At 66.7% G+C, this 13,424-nt stretch carries 12 protein-coding genes; 3 read left to right on the forward strand and 9 right to left on the reverse strand.

What is annotated here, in order from left to right; translation table 11 throughout:
* Positions 1–12: 12 nt before the first annotated feature.
* The 4 genes from JNJ68_RS03555 to JNJ68_RS03570 form a co-directional block, all read right to left on the reverse strand.
* Positions 13–1,860: an ABC transporter ATP-binding protein gene (locus tag JNJ68_RS03555; protein ID WP_294979041.1), complete on the reverse strand. Its 1,848-nt coding sequence runs from the start codon at positions 1,858–1,860 to the stop codon at positions 13–15.
* Between the two features lie 160 nt (positions 1,861–2,020).
* Positions 2,021–3,163 carry a CCA tRNA nucleotidyltransferase gene (locus JNJ68_RS03560; RefSeq protein ID WP_294979043.1) on the reverse strand — a complete coding sequence of 381 codons (1,143 nt, stop codon included), beginning with the start codon at positions 3,161–3,163 and terminating at the stop codon, positions 2,021–2,023.
* The gene (locus JNJ68_RS03565; protein WP_294979046.1) at positions 3,160–3,750 is read right to left on the reverse strand and encodes a CoA pyrophosphatase; all 591 of its coding nucleotides are present in this window, start codon (positions 3,748–3,750) and stop codon (positions 3,160–3,162) included. The genes JNJ68_RS03560 and JNJ68_RS03565 overlap by 4 nt, the downstream gene beginning before the upstream one ends.
* Positions 3,743–4,726: an Hsp33 family molecular chaperone HslO gene (locus JNJ68_RS03570; RefSeq protein ID WP_294979049.1), complete on the reverse strand. Its 984-nt coding sequence runs from the start codon at positions 4,724–4,726 to the stop codon at positions 3,743–3,745. Before JNJ68_RS03570 ends, JNJ68_RS03565 begins: the two co-directional genes overlap by 8 nt.
* Positions 4,727–4,805: 79 nt before the next feature.
* Here JNJ68_RS03570 and JNJ68_RS03575 point away from each other — a divergent pair, with 79 nt between their 5' ends.
* On the forward strand, positions 4,806–5,243 hold the full coding sequence (locus JNJ68_RS03575) for an NUDIX hydrolase (RefSeq protein WP_294979052.1): 438 nt from the start codon (positions 4,806–4,808) through the stop codon (positions 5,241–5,243).
* Here the strand turns inward: JNJ68_RS03575 and JNJ68_RS03580 are convergent.
* Positions 5,169–6,479, reverse strand: a complete 1,311-nt coding sequence (locus JNJ68_RS03580; RefSeq protein ID WP_294979053.1) for a SpoIIE family protein phosphatase — start codon at positions 6,477–6,479, stop codon at positions 5,169–5,171. The genes JNJ68_RS03575 and JNJ68_RS03580 overlap by 75 nt on opposite strands.
* 159 nt (positions 6,480–6,638) lie before the next feature.
* On the opposite strand from JNJ68_RS03580, the gene JNJ68_RS03585 reads away from it, so the two are divergent.
* Positions 6,639–6,977, forward strand: a complete 339-nt coding sequence (locus tag JNJ68_RS03585; RefSeq protein WP_294979055.1) for an Hpt domain-containing protein — start codon at positions 6,639–6,641, stop codon at positions 6,975–6,977.
* On the opposite strand, the gene ilvA is transcribed toward JNJ68_RS03585, so the two are convergent.
* On the reverse strand, positions 6,974–8,221 hold the full coding sequence (gene ilvA / locus JNJ68_RS03590) for a threonine ammonia-lyase IlvA (protein ID WP_294979056.1): 1,248 nt from the start codon (positions 8,219–8,221) through the stop codon (positions 6,974–6,976). The genes JNJ68_RS03585 and ilvA overlap by 4 nt on opposite strands.
* A gap of 150 nt (positions 8,222–8,371) precedes the next feature.
* Between ilvA and JNJ68_RS03595 the strand changes: the two genes are divergently transcribed.
* A complete protein-coding gene (locus JNJ68_RS03595; RefSeq protein WP_294979057.1) occupies positions 8,372–9,598 on the forward strand; it encodes an argininosuccinate synthase in 1,227 nt (408 codons plus the stop codon).
* A gap of 59 nt (positions 9,599–9,657) precedes the next feature.
* On the opposite strand, the gene JNJ68_RS03600 is transcribed toward JNJ68_RS03595, so the two are convergent.
* The 3 genes from JNJ68_RS03600 to JNJ68_RS03610 all read right to left on the reverse strand — a co-directional run bounded on the left by JNJ68_RS03600 (position 9,658) and on the right by JNJ68_RS03610 (position 13,315).
* On the reverse strand, positions 9,658–10,581 hold the full coding sequence (locus JNJ68_RS03600; RefSeq protein ID WP_294979059.1) for a hypothetical protein: 924 nt from the start codon (positions 10,579–10,581) through the stop codon (positions 9,658–9,660).
* Positions 10,578–12,494 (reverse strand): alpha/beta fold hydrolase, encoded by a 1,917-nt coding sequence (locus JNJ68_RS03605; RefSeq protein ID WP_294979060.1) that lies wholly within the window; start codon positions 12,492–12,494, stop codon positions 10,578–10,580. Before JNJ68_RS03605 ends, JNJ68_RS03600 begins: the two co-directional genes overlap by 4 nt.
* An 80-nt stretch (positions 12,495–12,574) precedes the next feature.
* A complete protein-coding gene (locus JNJ68_RS03610) occupies positions 12,575–13,315 on the reverse strand; it encodes an SDR family oxidoreductase (RefSeq protein WP_294979062.1) in 741 nt (246 codons plus the stop codon).
* Positions 13,316–13,424: the final 109 nt, after the last annotated feature.

Below are 13,424 nucleotides of genomic sequence, written 5' to 3' on the forward strand. Positions count from 1 at the left end.
TAGACCCTCCGGTTACTCCGCCGCTTCCTCCTCCAGCCCGATGAAGCCGCCGGATTGCCGGGCCCAGAAGCGGGCGTAAAGGCCGTTCCGGCGCAGAAGGTCGGCATGGGGGCCGTCCTCGACCACCTGGCCGTCCTCCAGCACGACGATCCGGTCCATCGCGGCGATGGTCGACAGGCGGTGGGCGATGGCGATCACCGTCTTGCCCTCCATCACGCCGTAAAGCGCGCCCTGGATGGCGGCTTCGGCCTCGCTGTCCAGCGCCGAGGTCGCTTCGTCCAGGATCAGGATCGGGGCGTCCTTCAGGATGACGCGGGCGATGGCGACGCGCTGGCGCTGGCCGCCCGAAAGCTTCACCCCGCGTTCGCCGACATGGGCGTCGTAGCCTTTGCGGCCCTGCGGGTCCTCCAGCGTGAGGATGAAGTCATGCGCCTCGGCCTTCTGTGCGGCGGCGATCATCATCGCTTCGGTGGCGTCGGGGCGGCCATAGAGGATGTTGTCGCGGACCGAGCGGTGGAGGAGCGAGCTGTCCTGCTGCACCATGCCGATCTTCTGGCGCAGACTTTCCTGCGTCACCCCGACGATGTCCTGCCCGTCGATCAGGATCGCGCCGGATTCGGTGTCGTAGAAGCGCAGCATCAGCTTGACCAGAGTGGATTTCCCCGCGCCGGAGCGGCCGACAACGCCGATCTTCTCACCCGGGCGGATGGTCAGCGACACGTTCTGTAGGCCGCCGAAACCGCGACCGTAGTGGTGGCTGATCTGCTTCAGCTCGATCAGGCCCTGCTGGAAGTTCAGGGGTTTGGCGCCGGGCGCGTCGGTCAGGGTGACGGGCTGGGCGATGGTCTCCATCCCTTCGGCAAGGGTGCCGAGGTTCTGCACCAGCTGGGTCGAGGCCCACATGATCCAGTAGGTCATCGAGTTGATGCGCAGGACCAGTGCGACAGCTGCGGCCACCGCGCCGACCGAGGCGGTGCCGTTGACCCAGAGCCACATGGCGAGGCCGGAGACGCCAAGAATCATCAACCCGTTCAGGAAGGTCAGCGCGATGTCCATCTTGGTGACGATGCGCATTTCCTTCTGGAAGGTCTTGCGCGCCGTCTCGATGGATTCCCTGGCGTAGTTCAGTTCGTTGTCCTGATGCGCGAACAGCTTGACCGAGTGGATGTTGGTATAGCTGTCGACGACGCGGCCGGTGACGGCGGACCGCGCCTCGGACGAGGCAGTGGCGGCGGGACCGGCGCGGCGGATGGTCCAGCGCATCAGGGCAAGGTAGCCGACCAGCCAGAGGATCAGGGGGATCATCAGGCGCGGGTCAGCATCGGCCAGCATCAGGAGCGCGCCGACGAAGGTGGTGCAGGCGAAGGCGGCCATGTCGAAGACCTGGAACACCGCATCGCCGGCGGCGGGCGGGGCCTGCATGATCCGGTTGGCGATGCGGCCGGCGAAATCGCTTTCGAACCAGCCGACGGGCTGGCGCAGGACATGCCGGTGCGCCCGCCAGCGCATCATGGTGCCGAAGTTCGTCAGGATCGAATTGTGCAGCAGGCCGACCGACCCGCCCGCGACCAGGGGGCGGACGAAGACGATGACGAAGGCGACCAGCAGAATCTCGGCCCAATGCGCGGTCAGGAAGGCCTGCGGGGTCTGGCCGGTCATCAGGTCGACCAGGCGACCGAGATACCAGATCAGCCCGATGTCGAGGACACCGTTGCCGATGGAGAAGACCGCCGTGACGGCGAAGACCTTGCGGAAGGCGCGGACATAGTCACGCAGGAACGGCCAGAGCCGGGTGGGGGGTGCGTCGACCTCGGCATAGGGCTGATAGGGATCGACGAGGTTCTCGAGGAAGCGGAACATGAGGGAAGACCCGAAAAAGGTGCAGCGATGGGTGACGGCGGTGCCTGCAAGCGACCGCCACGACGGGATCGGTCAACTCAGGCGAGTTGGTGTGAGATCCCGTGTTCCATGCTGGTCTCCTCTTTGGGTGGGTCCTCCCTAGCGCAGTTGCGGCGGATTGTCACGCCCCTTTCAGCAGCTCCTCGCGGGTGAGGGTGAGGTCGGCGGCGAGCCAGCGGGCTTCGAGGCTTTTCAGCCTGGCGCCAAGGGCTTCGCCTTGCAGGCCGGGCATCAGATCGGCGGCGGAGACCGGGAAACTGGTCTTCGCCCCGCGCCGGACCTGCCTCTGCCAGTCGTCGGGAAGAGGCATCTCCAGAACGGCGGCACGGGCAAGGATTGCGTCCGTGCCGAGAGGTTCGCCAAGGCGCCAACCGAGGGCGGCGGGGGTGTCGGCGGACCCCAGGGCGGTACGAAGGGCGGCGAGATCGCGGGCTTCGGATTTGGAGAGGCGAAGGTGGCCGGTTTCGCCGCCGAGGACAGCAAGACGGCGGAGCCAGCGGGCGGATTCGCCTTGGTCCAGGTGGACCAGCGGCGCCAGTGCACGGGGGTCGGCACCGGGGAGGATGCGGGCGAGGACGCCGGATCGGGCCATGGCGGCGACCGAAGGGCCAGGATCGCGGGCGGCGAGGAGCTTGCGGAGTTCGGCTGTGATGCGTTCGCGGGAAATCGTCTCTAACCCGGCAGAAAACGCGGCGCAGGCGGCGAGGCCTTCGGGATCGAGCCCGCCCTCCGGGTCGCCATAGGCGGCGTGGAAGCGGAAGAAGCGCAGGATGCGGAGATAGTCCTCGCGGATGCGGGTCTCGGCATCGCCGACGAAGCGGACGCGGCGGGCTTGCAGGTCCGAGAGGCCGTGCAGCGGGTCGATCACCCTACCTGTCCGGTCGGCGTACAGCGTGTTCATCGTGAAGTCGCGGCGTTGGGCGTCTTCCTCGATGCGGGTGGAGAAGGCCACCATGGCGCGGCGGCCATCGGTCTCCACATCGCGGCGGAAGGTCGTCACTTCGTGCGGCCTGCCTTCGGCGACGACGGTGACGGTGCCATGCTCAATCCCGGTGGGCACCACCTTGAAACCGGCGGTTTCGGCGATGTCAGAGACGATTTCCGGCGTCGCATCGGTGGCAAGGTCGATGTCGGCGACCGGCACGCCCAGCAGGTCGTTACGGACGCAGCCACCGACGAAGAGCGCCCGGAACCCCGCGCCTTCCAGCACGGCGCAGAGCGCCTGGCTGCCGGGATGGGTGATCCAGTCGCCCCGGACTTTCATCGGGCGGGGGCCTTTGCGGCCAGGCCATACAGGATGCGGGCCGTCGCACCCCAGATGTAATACGGACCCCAGGGCACCGTGTAATAGCGCCGGTTCTGCCCCTGCCAGCGGCGGGACTGGATCAGGTAGTTCCCTGGGTCGATGAGATGCCGCAAGGGCACGGGGAATACCTCCTCCACCTCGCCCGCCTCGGGCCGGGCAGTGAAGGGACGATATACATGGCCGACGAAGGGCGTCACCAGAAAGCCGGTGACAGTCTCATGTGGCGGCAGTGTACCGATGATCTGCACGCAGTCCGGCGGCAGGCCGATCTCCTCCTCGGTCTCGCGCAGGGCGGCGGCCTCAAGGCTGGCGTCGGTCGGGTCGAGCTTGCCGCCGGGAAAGGCGATCTGACCCGGATGGTGCTTCAGATGCGAGGAGCGCTTGGTCAGCCAGACGCCCTTGCCCGGCTCGAAAGCCAGAAGAACCGCCGCCGGGCGCAGCTTGCGATCCGGCGGCAGTTGGACGGAAGGGTTCAGGTCGAAGTCCGAGGTCGCGCCGGAAGACGCCAGATGGACGGCGCTTCGCAGCAGCGCCAGTTCAGCCATTCCTGCCCTCGAACCCCAGGGTCTTCGGGTCCAGTTCATAATGCGCGCCGCAGAACTGGCAGTCGGCGGTGACGACGCCCGTGTCGGTCGTCATCCTGGCGATGTCCTTCTGGCTGTAGATCGACATGGTACTGCGCACCTTGTCCTCGCTGCACGAACAGCCGAAGCGCACCGGCTGGGCGTCGAAGACGCGCGGACCTTCCTCATGGAAAAGGCGCACCAGAAGGTCGGTCGGCGGGACCGAGGGGCCGATCATCTCCAGCTCCTCCACCGTGTCGAGAAGGAGGTTCGCGCGGTTCCAGTCCTCGGACTCCGCGCCGCCCAGGATGTCGGCATGGGTGAGAAGCCCGCCCTCACCGCTGCCCTGTTCCGCCGCGACGCCGCCCGTGGCGGGCATGTGTTGCAGCATGATGCCCCCGGCCCGCCAGTGCAGCGGACGGCCCGGTTCGGCGCTTTCGCCGTAGGCGAGCGCGAAGCGGGTCGGGATCTGCTCGGACTGCGCGAAATAGGTCTCGGCGCAGGCGGAAAGGCTGTCCCCGGCGATGGGGGTGAAGCCCTGATAGGGCAGCGTCCCCTCGCCCTGGTCGATCATCACTGCGAAATAACCCTCGCCAATCTGGGAGAAGGGGCTGGCGTTGGGGTCGAGCCGCTCGGCGTCGAAACTGGCATAGGCGCGGATGCGGGCGGGCCCGCCCTCTTCGGTGGGACCGTAGTAATCGGTCGCGATCAGTCGGGCCGGACCCTTGCCGCGCACTTGCAGCGAAAGCTTCCAGCGCAGCTTGATGGCCTGGCCGATCAGCGCCGTCAGCAGCGCGGTCTCGGCCACCAGCGCCTCGATCACGGACGGGTAGGCGTGCTGCTTCAGCACCTGGTCGAGCACGCCATCCAGCCGGGCGATGCGGCCCCGGATGCCCGAGGCGTCAAGTTGGAATGGCAGGACGGAATCGTCCCAGGCGATCTGCGTTCCGGTGGTCATTCGGGGATTTCCTGATGGTGCCAGTGCTGGCATATCGCGCCTATATAGGCAGAGCAACCAAAGGTCCAAGGGGGTGAGGATGATCCGGCGCTATGGCGAGGCGGTAAAACCCGGGCAGAGCTATATCCGTCGGCCGGGGGTCTATGCGATCCTGCTGGACGGCGACCATATCCTTGCGACGCATCAGGCCGCCCCGATCCCGGAGTTCCAGCTGCCCGGCGGCGGCATCGACCCGGGGGAACAGCCGATCCCGGCACTGCACCGGGAGGTCTATGAGGAAACCGGCTGGAAGATCGCGGTGATGCGGCATCTGGGGGCATTCCGGCGGTTCACCTTCATGCCGGAATACGAGATCTGGGCCGAGAAGCTCTGCACCGTCTATCTGGCGCGGCCCGTGCTGCGATTGGGTCCGCCGTCCGAGCCGGGGCATACGGCGGTCTGGCTACCCATCGCCGAGGCGCTGGCCCGGCTGGGCAATGCCGGCGACCGGGCGATGCTGGCCCGTTTCTTGCGGTAGAAGGTCGAGCACGATCCCCGACACATCGTCGGGGAACGAATCGCTCTCTGCCGCGCGGGTCAGGTCCCAGACCATCGCCTCCAGCAGGTCGGAGCCCGACAGATGGGCCGAGGCGCGCAGGCTTTCGACCAGCCCGTCCTCGCCGAAATCCCGGCCGTTCGGCAGCGGGCATTCGGTGAACCCGTCCGAGCAGAGGATCAGCCGGTCGCCGGGAAAGACCTGCACCGAGATTGGCGCGTAGTCGGCGTCGGGGATGAGACCGACAGGCAGACCGCCCTGGCCCAGCCTCTCGACCAGCCCATCTGCGCGCAGCAGCATCGGGTGCGGATGGCCCGCTTGCACGAGATCAAGCCTGCCGGTGCGATGGTCCATCACGGCGAGACTCATCGTAAAATATTGCTCGACCTGGATTTCCTCCAGCATCAGACGGTTGAAACGGTCGACGACGGCAGCGGGGGGAAGGAGGAGATGACCCCCCTCTGGCCCGGCCTGGAAGGCGAGGTTCTGCTCCGGTGAGGAGCCGGTCAGGAAGCCCGCCAGCCGCGCCGTCATCATCGCCGAGGCGACGCCGTGGCCGGAGACGTCGATCGAATAGACCACCACCCGGTCGTCATCGACCCGGAAGCTGCCGACCAGATCGCCGCCTACCCGGCCCGAATTGCGCAGGATGAGCGAGACGCGTGCCCAGCCATAGTCGCGCACCCTGTCGCGGATCAGGGTCTGCTGGAGCTTCCGCGCCTCGATCAGGTCACGGTCGAGTGAATCGTAAAGCTTCTGCAACTCGACGAGGGTCGAGACGATGACCTTGTTCTTCGCCAGAAGCTCGGCCTGCATGGCAAGCATCCGTTCCCCCGCGCGCAGGCGGGCCCGGAGTTCGTTCGAGGCGACGGGCTTGGTCAGGAAGTCATCCGCCCCCGCCTCCAGCCCGTCGGCGATTTCGGTCTTTTCCGACTTGGAGGTGAGGAGGACGAAATAGCCATAGCTTTCGCGATCCATACCTCTGAATTCACGGCAGAATTCCAGGCCGGTCATGCCGGGCATCATCCAGTCGCTGATGACGATGTCGATATCCAGGCTGCGGCAGAGGTCCAGCGCGGAGGGTGCCGATTCGCATTCGGTGACCAGGTAGCCCCAGCGGCGCAGCTGCATCGAGACCATGTGTCGCTGCGCGCGGCTGTCGTCCACCACGAGCACATGGCGCGGCGGGACGGCCGAGGGCGGTTCTTCAAGCTTCATGGCAGTGGCAGACACGTCCGAACCTCCGATGCGGTCAGGGTGGCGCGAAGGTCTTAACGGGGGATGAAAGCTAAAATGCGCGGCGCTTGGGGGTCCGGCGGCCACCAATTGTTAACGGCGATGGCGGCAGAGTGCCGCATGGGTAACGGGGTGTCTGCCATGATCGACTGGAAACGGGTTGACGAATTGAAGGAGGAGATCGGCGCCGACGGCTTTGCCGAGGTCGCCGACATGTTCCTGGACGAAGCGGAAGGTGCCGTGCGCGCGCTGGTGGTGGGGCTGGCCCCAGATGAGGTGGAGGGTCAGTTGCATTTCCTGAAGGGCAGCGCGCTGAACCTGGGGCTTTCGGACCTTGCTGCGATCTGTCAGGAGGGTGAGCGCAAGGCCGCCGCCGGACAGGTGGCTGCGGTGGATACGGCGCAGGTCGCGGCGATCTACAGGGCCTCGCGCGCCAGTCTGCTGGGCGGGCTCTCGGCGGATCGGGCGGGGGCGGCCTAGATCAGGAACTCCGACAGCGCCTCGTCATTGGTGATGTCGCGGAAGGCGAGCCCTGCCGCGTCCATGCGCTCGGTGAACCGGGCGAAACCGTCGGCCTGCCGGGTCTCGATCCCGATCAGGACCGAACCGAAGTTGCGCGCGGATTTCTTCAGGTATTCGAACCGGGTGATGTCGTCTTCCGGGCCGAGCAGATTCAGGAATTCACGCAGGGCACCCGGGCGCTGGGGCATGCGCAGGATGAAGTATTTCTTCAGGCCCGCAAAGCGCTGCGCGCGTTCCTTGACCTCGGGCAGACGCTCGAAGTCGAAATTGCCGCCGGAGGTGACGCAGACCACGGTCTTGCCGCGGATTTCGTCCGTCAGTTCGGGCAGGACATCGATCGACAGCGCACCCGCGGGTTCCAGGACGATGCCCTCGTGGTTCAGCATCTCCAGCATGGTGACGCAGATGCGGTCCTCGGGCGCCAGAAGCACATCTGCGCGGTCCACCCAGGAGAGCATCCGGAACGTGTTGTCCCCGACCCGCGCCACGGCGGCGCCATCGACGAAGCTGTTGATCTTCTGGAGTTTCGTCGGTGCACCTTCCAGCAGCGCGGTGGTCAGGCTGGCGCCGCCCAGGGGCTCGACGAAGCGGAAGCCGGTTTCGGGCGCGACCTCGCGCAGGTAGCCGGTCACTCCCGAGGCAAGGCCACCACCCCCCACCGGCAGGACCACAATGTCGGGCGCACGGCCAAGCTGTTCCAGCATCTCGACCGCGACCGAGGCCTGGCCCTCGATCACGTCGGGGTCGTCGAAGGGCGACAGGAAATGCGCCTGCCGTTCGGCGCAGAACGCCTGGGCGGCGGCGAGGGTCTGGTCGAAATAGTCGCCCGTCAGCTCGATCCGCACGTTGTCGCCGCCGAAGACGCGGGTCTTGTCGATCTTCTGTTGCGGGGTGGTGACGGGCATGAAGATCACCCCCTCGACCCCGAAATGGCGGCAGGCGAAGGCCACCCCCTGCGCATGGTTCCCGGCGCTGGCGCAGACGAACTGGCGCTGGTCTGGCCGCGTGTCGCGCACCTTGCGCATCGCGTTGAAGGCACCGCGCAGCTTATAGCTGCGGACCGGCGTGAGGTCCTCGCGCTTCAGCCAGATCTCGGCGTCGTGGCGGGCCGACAGGAAGTCGTTCCGCTGCAACGGCGTCTCGGGGAACAGCTCGCGCAGGGCGGCGGTGGCTTGGCGGGCGGCGGTGCTGAACAGGGTCATGCGCGTGAGATGCCGGAAGGCGCGGGCCATGGCAAGGAATGCCTTCGCATGCCGGGATTGTAACCGACACGGGGCGATCCTTGCCCTTGGTCCCGTTTGGCTTTAAGCGCCAGCAAAACCGCGCCGGAAATCCATGGGGGAGCCTTCCCGATGCTGAAGCCCAAGAAAGTCGTCCTTGCCTATTCGGGCGGGCTCGATACCTCGATCATCCTGAAATGGTTGCAGACGGAATACGGCTGCGAGGTGGTGACCTTCACCGCCGACCTGGGCCAGGGTGAGGAGCTTGAACCGGCGCGGCAGAAGGCGATCCTGCTGGGGATCAAGCCGGAGAACATTCATATCGTCGACGTGCGCGAGGAATTCGTGCGCGACTTCGTCTTCCCGATGTTCCGGGCGAATGCGCTCTATGAGGGGTTGTATCTCTTGGGCACCTCCATCGCCCGGCCGCTGATCAGCCAGCATCTGGTGCGGATCGCACATGAGACCGGGGCCGATGCGGTGGCGCACGGGGCGACGGGCAAGGGCAACGACCAGGTGCGGTTCGAACTTTCCGCCGCTGCGCTGGACCCGGCGATCAAGGTGATTGCGCCGTGGCGGCTGTGGGACCTGACCAGCCGGACGAAGCTCTTGGAGTTCGCCGAAGCGAACCAGATCCCGATCGCCAAGGACAAGCGGGGCGAGGCGCCGTTCTCGGTCGATGCGAACCTCTTGCACACCTCGTCGGAGGGGCGCGTGCTGGAGAACCCGGCGGAGGAGTTTCCGAATTACGTCTTGCAAAGGGTGGTGCCGGTGGAGGAGGCCCCCGACCAGGCCGAGATGGTGGAGATCACCTTCGAGAAGGGCGATGCCGTGGCGATCAACGGCGAGGCGATGAGCCCGGCCACGATCCTGACCCGGCTGAACGAGCTGGGCGGCAAGCATGGCGTGGGCGTGCTGGACCTGGTGGAGAACCGCTTTGTCGGCATGAAGTCGCGAGGGGTGTATGAGACGCCCGGCGGGACGATCCTGCTGGAAGCGCACCGGGGGATCGAGCAGATCACGCTGGATGCCGGGGCTGGGCACCTGAAGGATTCGATCATGCCGCGCTATGCGGAGCTGATCTACAACGGGTTCTGGTTCTCGCCCGAGCGGGAGGCGTTGCAGGCGCTGATCGACAAGACGCAGGAGCATGTGTCGGGAGCCGTCCGGGTCAAGCTGTACAAGGGCCGGGCGGTGACGGTCGCGCGCTGGTCGGAGGAGAGCCTGTACTCCGAGAAGCACGTCACTTTCGAGGAGGATGCCGGAGCCTATGACCAGAAGGATGCGGAAGGGTTCATCCGGCTGAACGCGCTGCGGCTGCGGTTGATCGCGAGCCGGAATGCGCGGGTGGCGAAGTAGGCTGTCCTGCGTGGACAGATTTGGCCACGTAACAGAATCAACGGATTACAGGGGGCGGTTTACGCCCGGCTAACTTTTTCGACGGCGGTTTCCTCGGCCTGGATCAGGGCCTGCGCCAGGGTGAGCGGGATCGTCAGGTCCTGCATGGCCTGCTGCACATCGGCGAAGAGGCGGTCTTCGGCGGGGAACAGCCCACCGAGCCGGAACAGGTTGCGTTTGTGGCTGAGGGCGACATGCATCTCTACCCCGTTCGAGGTGGCGGCGTAAAGCTCGACCCCCGGTCCCAGGCGGGTTTCCAGGCTGGTGAGGATGTCGATCACGGCGGAGAGCGCAGGCGGCTCGGGCCCTTTTTCCCAGGAGGTCCAGATCCCGTAGGTGCGGCCGCCCGCGACCAGGTTGCGCAGGTGATGCAACCCGTCGGTCGACAGGTCGCCGCCGAAGAAGAAGCCAGGGCGCGTCTTCTCTTCCTGCGCGATGAAGAAGGCCGGCATCGCGGTGCGGTTCGGAAACTGCGCGACGATACCCTTGAACAGGGTTTTCGAGTTCTTGCCGCCGGTTTCGGCAGTGACCTCGGCCATCTGGATCGCATGGGCGCCGAGGGTGCCGGTGAGATGATCCTCGCCCTGACGGACAGATCGCTCGGGAAGCAAGCGTTTCGGCAGGGCCTGGATGAAGGGGCTGGCGGACTTGGCGTAGGTGAGGCCAATGGTGCGGGCGAGGATGGGCATGATCAGCGATTCCTGGCTGCTGCGCGTCCATCGGTAGAGCATGAATACCGCGAAACCACCGGCGGCGGCGGCATAGAGCGCCCATTCCCAGCGGTCGCGCTGGTCCATCGCCGAGTTCAGGATCAGAAGCGCGATGCCTCCGGCCAAGCCAAGCGCCAGGGCCATGAGCGCAAGCGAGGCCCGTGCGCCGCGACGAAGTTCCGGCATCAGGGCGCTGACTGCTTCGGTAACGTCCGGGGCGGGAGGCGTGGTCATGGCTGCTGCGCTTTGCGAGGCAGTGTCGCGGACTGGCCGTTCCAGGTGCCGGTCAGGCTGTAGGCCTCGTCCGCGGTGCGGTGGAGGTAGGTGAGGTCTCCGCTTGCCGAACCGGTGAAGCCGAGGGTCAGGGTGAGGCCATCGTCGGGTTCGCCCATCGACAGCTCGACCCCGGTGCCGCTGAAAGCGAGATCGGGCCAGAAGCGGCACTCGGCGAAGGTGAAGTCGGTGCCCTGGTCGGTGGGCAGCGCGGTCAGGGTGCCGCCGAACGGGCAGCCAAAGGGGGTAGGATCTTCGCCGTCCCAGCTGGCGAGGGGGATGTAGGCCATAAGCTCGGCCTCGACGGCGCGGGCGGTGGCGAAGGGGTCGGTCAGCTGGGCCGGGTCGGTCAGGGTAAGGGGCGTATAGTCGCCGACGGGATCCTGTTCGCACAACTGCTCGTGGGCGGCAGGCAGGGTGCCGTCGTAGAGGAGCGCCTCGACGATGGTGTCGGGACAGGCGAATCCCCGACCCCAGATGACGTGCGGACCGCCCGCCATGAAGACGCCATAGGCGTTCTTCGCATTGTCGAGGACGGACCAGGCCATCGTGATCGGGGTGATCGGGTCATGGTCGCCGTTCAGGACGAGGGTCGGGAAATCGCCCCCGGCATAGGGCGCGGGGCGGGTGTCGGGCCCCTGATGGGGCCAGTAGGCGCAGGCGATGCGCTCCAGGAAATAGGAGCGGATGAGGCGGGGCGCCTGGGGCGCAAGAGCGCGGGCTTCGTCCAGGATACGGCGGGCGCGATCGTCGGGAGTGCCTGCGCCGCTGCCGTAGTCGGCGCAGGTGATGGCGTAATAGGCGGCGCCGAACCAGCCGGAGTCCTCGATCCCGATCTCGGTCTCGGGGTCGATATACATGTTGGAATAGCCGAGTTGCAGCACGGGGATCAGATTGCCGCGCCCGGCAGCGGCGAGGGTGCGCAGGAACTCGGCCCGGCCTTCGGGGGAATAGAGGGCGTAGAACGCATTGGCTTCCAGAAGGCCGGTGGTCAGCGGACGCTGGACGGTGCCGCCGTCGGCGAGGGTGTAGGGGACCATCACCGGCGCGGCGGCGAGGCGGGCGGCGAGGTCATCATAGACCTGCGCCGCGCCGCCGGGGATGTCGGCGTGGCAGGCAGGGAGGGTGGCGCAGAGGGCGAAGGTTTCGGCGAGGAGTTGCTCGGAGGCCAGCGTGTAGCGGCGGTAGAACTGTTCGGAGCTGAGCGTGAGATCGACCACACCGTCAAGGATCACGCCCTTGACGGCAGTCGGGAACTGGCTGGCATAGGCCTGCACCAGTTGGGTGCCATAGCTTTCGCCGTAGAGCCAGACCTTCGGCGCCCCGATCTTCTGGCGGAACAGCTCGGAGTCGAGGATGGCCTGATCGGTGTTCACGACGGCGAGGAGGGCATCGGCCTCAAGCTCGGCGGTGCAGTCGGCGACATAGGTTTTCGCGGTGGCGAGGATGGCCTCGGGGTCGGTCAGCGGCGTGGGGGCGATGTCGAATGCCGCCTGGGCGTGCGGACAGGCAAGACCGTGGACCGGGCCGGTGCCGCGCTGGTCGACGAAGACGATGTCCATGTTTTCGGTCAGCGAAGGGTCGAAGGAGGCGAGGTAGCTGTCCGCCGAGGCAAGGCCGGAGCCACCGGGGCCGCCGACGAAGTAGAACAGGATGCCGCGGCTTTCGTTGCTGGCGAAGGAGAGGGCGAAGGTGATGTCGAGCGTCTGCGTGGGATCATTGGCGCGGTGGTCGAGAGGCACGGCCAGCGTGGTGCAGGACAGGCTGGAGAGCGCACAGGGGAAGAGGTCAAGCCCGGAGGCAGCATCCTGCAACGAGGGGTCGGCCAGGACCGGAGTGGCGAGAAGCCCGAGGGCGAGGAATGCAGGGCGCATGGAGGTCTTTCGATTCAAGGGCTTGGCGAAAGCAATCGCGGGAATTCGTATGGACGCATGTAACTACAGGTTGTCGATACTCAGATCGGCGGCAATCCCGCGGCGGCGCGCAGGTCGGGAGAGCGGATGTCGAGTTCCTGCCCGGCAAGTGGATCGGCGGCAGGGGTGCAGAGCCAAGCGATGGCGCGGGCGGGTTCGTGCGTGGGGGCGAGGCTTTCGCGGGGCAGTTTCGAGACCGGGTTGATGCCCGAGGCGCGGATGGCGCCCTGCATGTCGGTGTCGACGACCCCGGGGGCGAAGCCGAAGATGCGGATGCCCTGCGGCCCGTATTCCAGATGGACCGAGCGGGTCAGCATGGCGAGCCCGGCCTTGCCCGCGCAATAGGCCGACCAGCCCTCTTGTGGCCGATGCGCCGCGCCGGAGGAGATGTTGACGATGGTACCGCCGCCTTTCGCAACCATGTGGGCCAGTGCGCGTTGGGTGGCGTGGAAGGCGGAGGTGAGGTTGATGTCGATGCTTGCCGCCCAATCCTCGGCCGAGATGTCGAGGATGCGGCCGATGGGGGCGATGACGGCGGCGTTGTTGACCAGGATGTCGAAGCCCCGGTCGAGAAGCGTGGCCATGGCGATGCGGTCGGTCATGTTGGCATGGTGGCCGGTGGCCCGGGTCTCGCCCAGCTCGCGCTGGGCGGCGGCGAGGTTGGCGGCGCTGCGGGCGGTGAAGTGGACGTCGGCCCCCGCTTCGGCCAGCGCGCGCACGGTGGCAAGGCCGATGCCGCGGTTGCCGCCGGTGACGAGGGCGGTCTTGCCGGTGAGTTGCATGACATCCTCCTCATGTGCCGGGCGAGGGTAGCGGTGGCGGGGGTTCGCTGTCCACCGGGAAGGGCGGGTTGACGCTGCCCGGTGGGCGGGTGAGGGTCGGACGAAAGGG

The sequence above is a fragment of the Tabrizicola sp. genome (genome assembly GCF_016793705.1).
GTDB lineage: Bacteria > Pseudomonadota > Alphaproteobacteria > Rhodobacterales > Rhodobacteraceae > Tabrizicola.

What these genes read in the sequence shown, in the direction of transcription:
- JNJ68_RS03585 (WP_294979055.1), top strand. Translation starts at nt 6,639, where the DNA reads ATGATCGACTGGAAACGGGTTGACGAATTGAAGGAGGAGATCGGCGCC.
- JNJ68_RS03605 (WP_294979060.1), bottom strand. Translation starts at nt 12,494, where the DNA reads ATGCGCCCTGCATTCCTCGCCCTCGGGCTTCTCGCCACTCCGGTCCTG.
- JNJ68_RS03595 (WP_294979057.1), top strand. Translation starts at nt 8,372, where the DNA reads ATGCTGAAGCCCAAGAAAGTCGTCCTTGCCTATTCGGGCGGGCTCGAT.
- ilvA (WP_294979056.1), bottom strand. Translation starts at nt 8,221, where the DNA reads ATGACCCTGTTCAGCACCGCCGCCCGCCAAGCCACCGCCGCCCTGCGC.
- JNJ68_RS03610 (WP_294979062.1), bottom strand. Translation starts at nt 13,315, where the DNA reads ATGCAACTCACCGGCAAGACCGCCCTCGTCACCGGCGGCAACCGCGGC.
- JNJ68_RS03555 (WP_294979041.1), bottom strand. Translation starts at nt 1,860, where the DNA reads ATGTTCCGCTTCCTCGAGAACCTCGTCGATCCCTATCAGCCCTATGCC.
- JNJ68_RS03570 (WP_294979049.1), bottom strand. Translation starts at nt 4,726, where the DNA reads ATGACCACCGGAACGCAGATCGCCTGGGACGATTCCGTCCTGCCATTC.
- JNJ68_RS03580 (WP_294979053.1), bottom strand. Translation starts at nt 6,479, where the DNA reads ATGAAGCTTGAAGAACCGCCCTCGGCCGTCCCGCCGCGCCATGTGCTC.
- JNJ68_RS03560 (WP_294979043.1), bottom strand. Translation starts at nt 3,163, where the DNA reads ATGAAAGTCCGGGGCGACTGGATCACCCATCCCGGCAGCCAGGCGCTC.
- JNJ68_RS03565 (WP_294979046.1), bottom strand. Translation starts at nt 3,750, where the DNA reads ATGGCTGAACTGGCGCTGCTGCGAAGCGCCGTCCATCTGGCGTCTTCC.
- JNJ68_RS03600 (WP_294979059.1), bottom strand. Translation starts at nt 10,581, where the DNA reads ATGACCACGCCTCCCGCCCCGGACGTTACCGAAGCAGTCAGCGCCCTG.
- JNJ68_RS03575 (WP_294979052.1), top strand. Translation starts at nt 4,806, where the DNA reads ATGATCCGGCGCTATGGCGAGGCGGTAAAACCCGGGCAGAGCTATATC.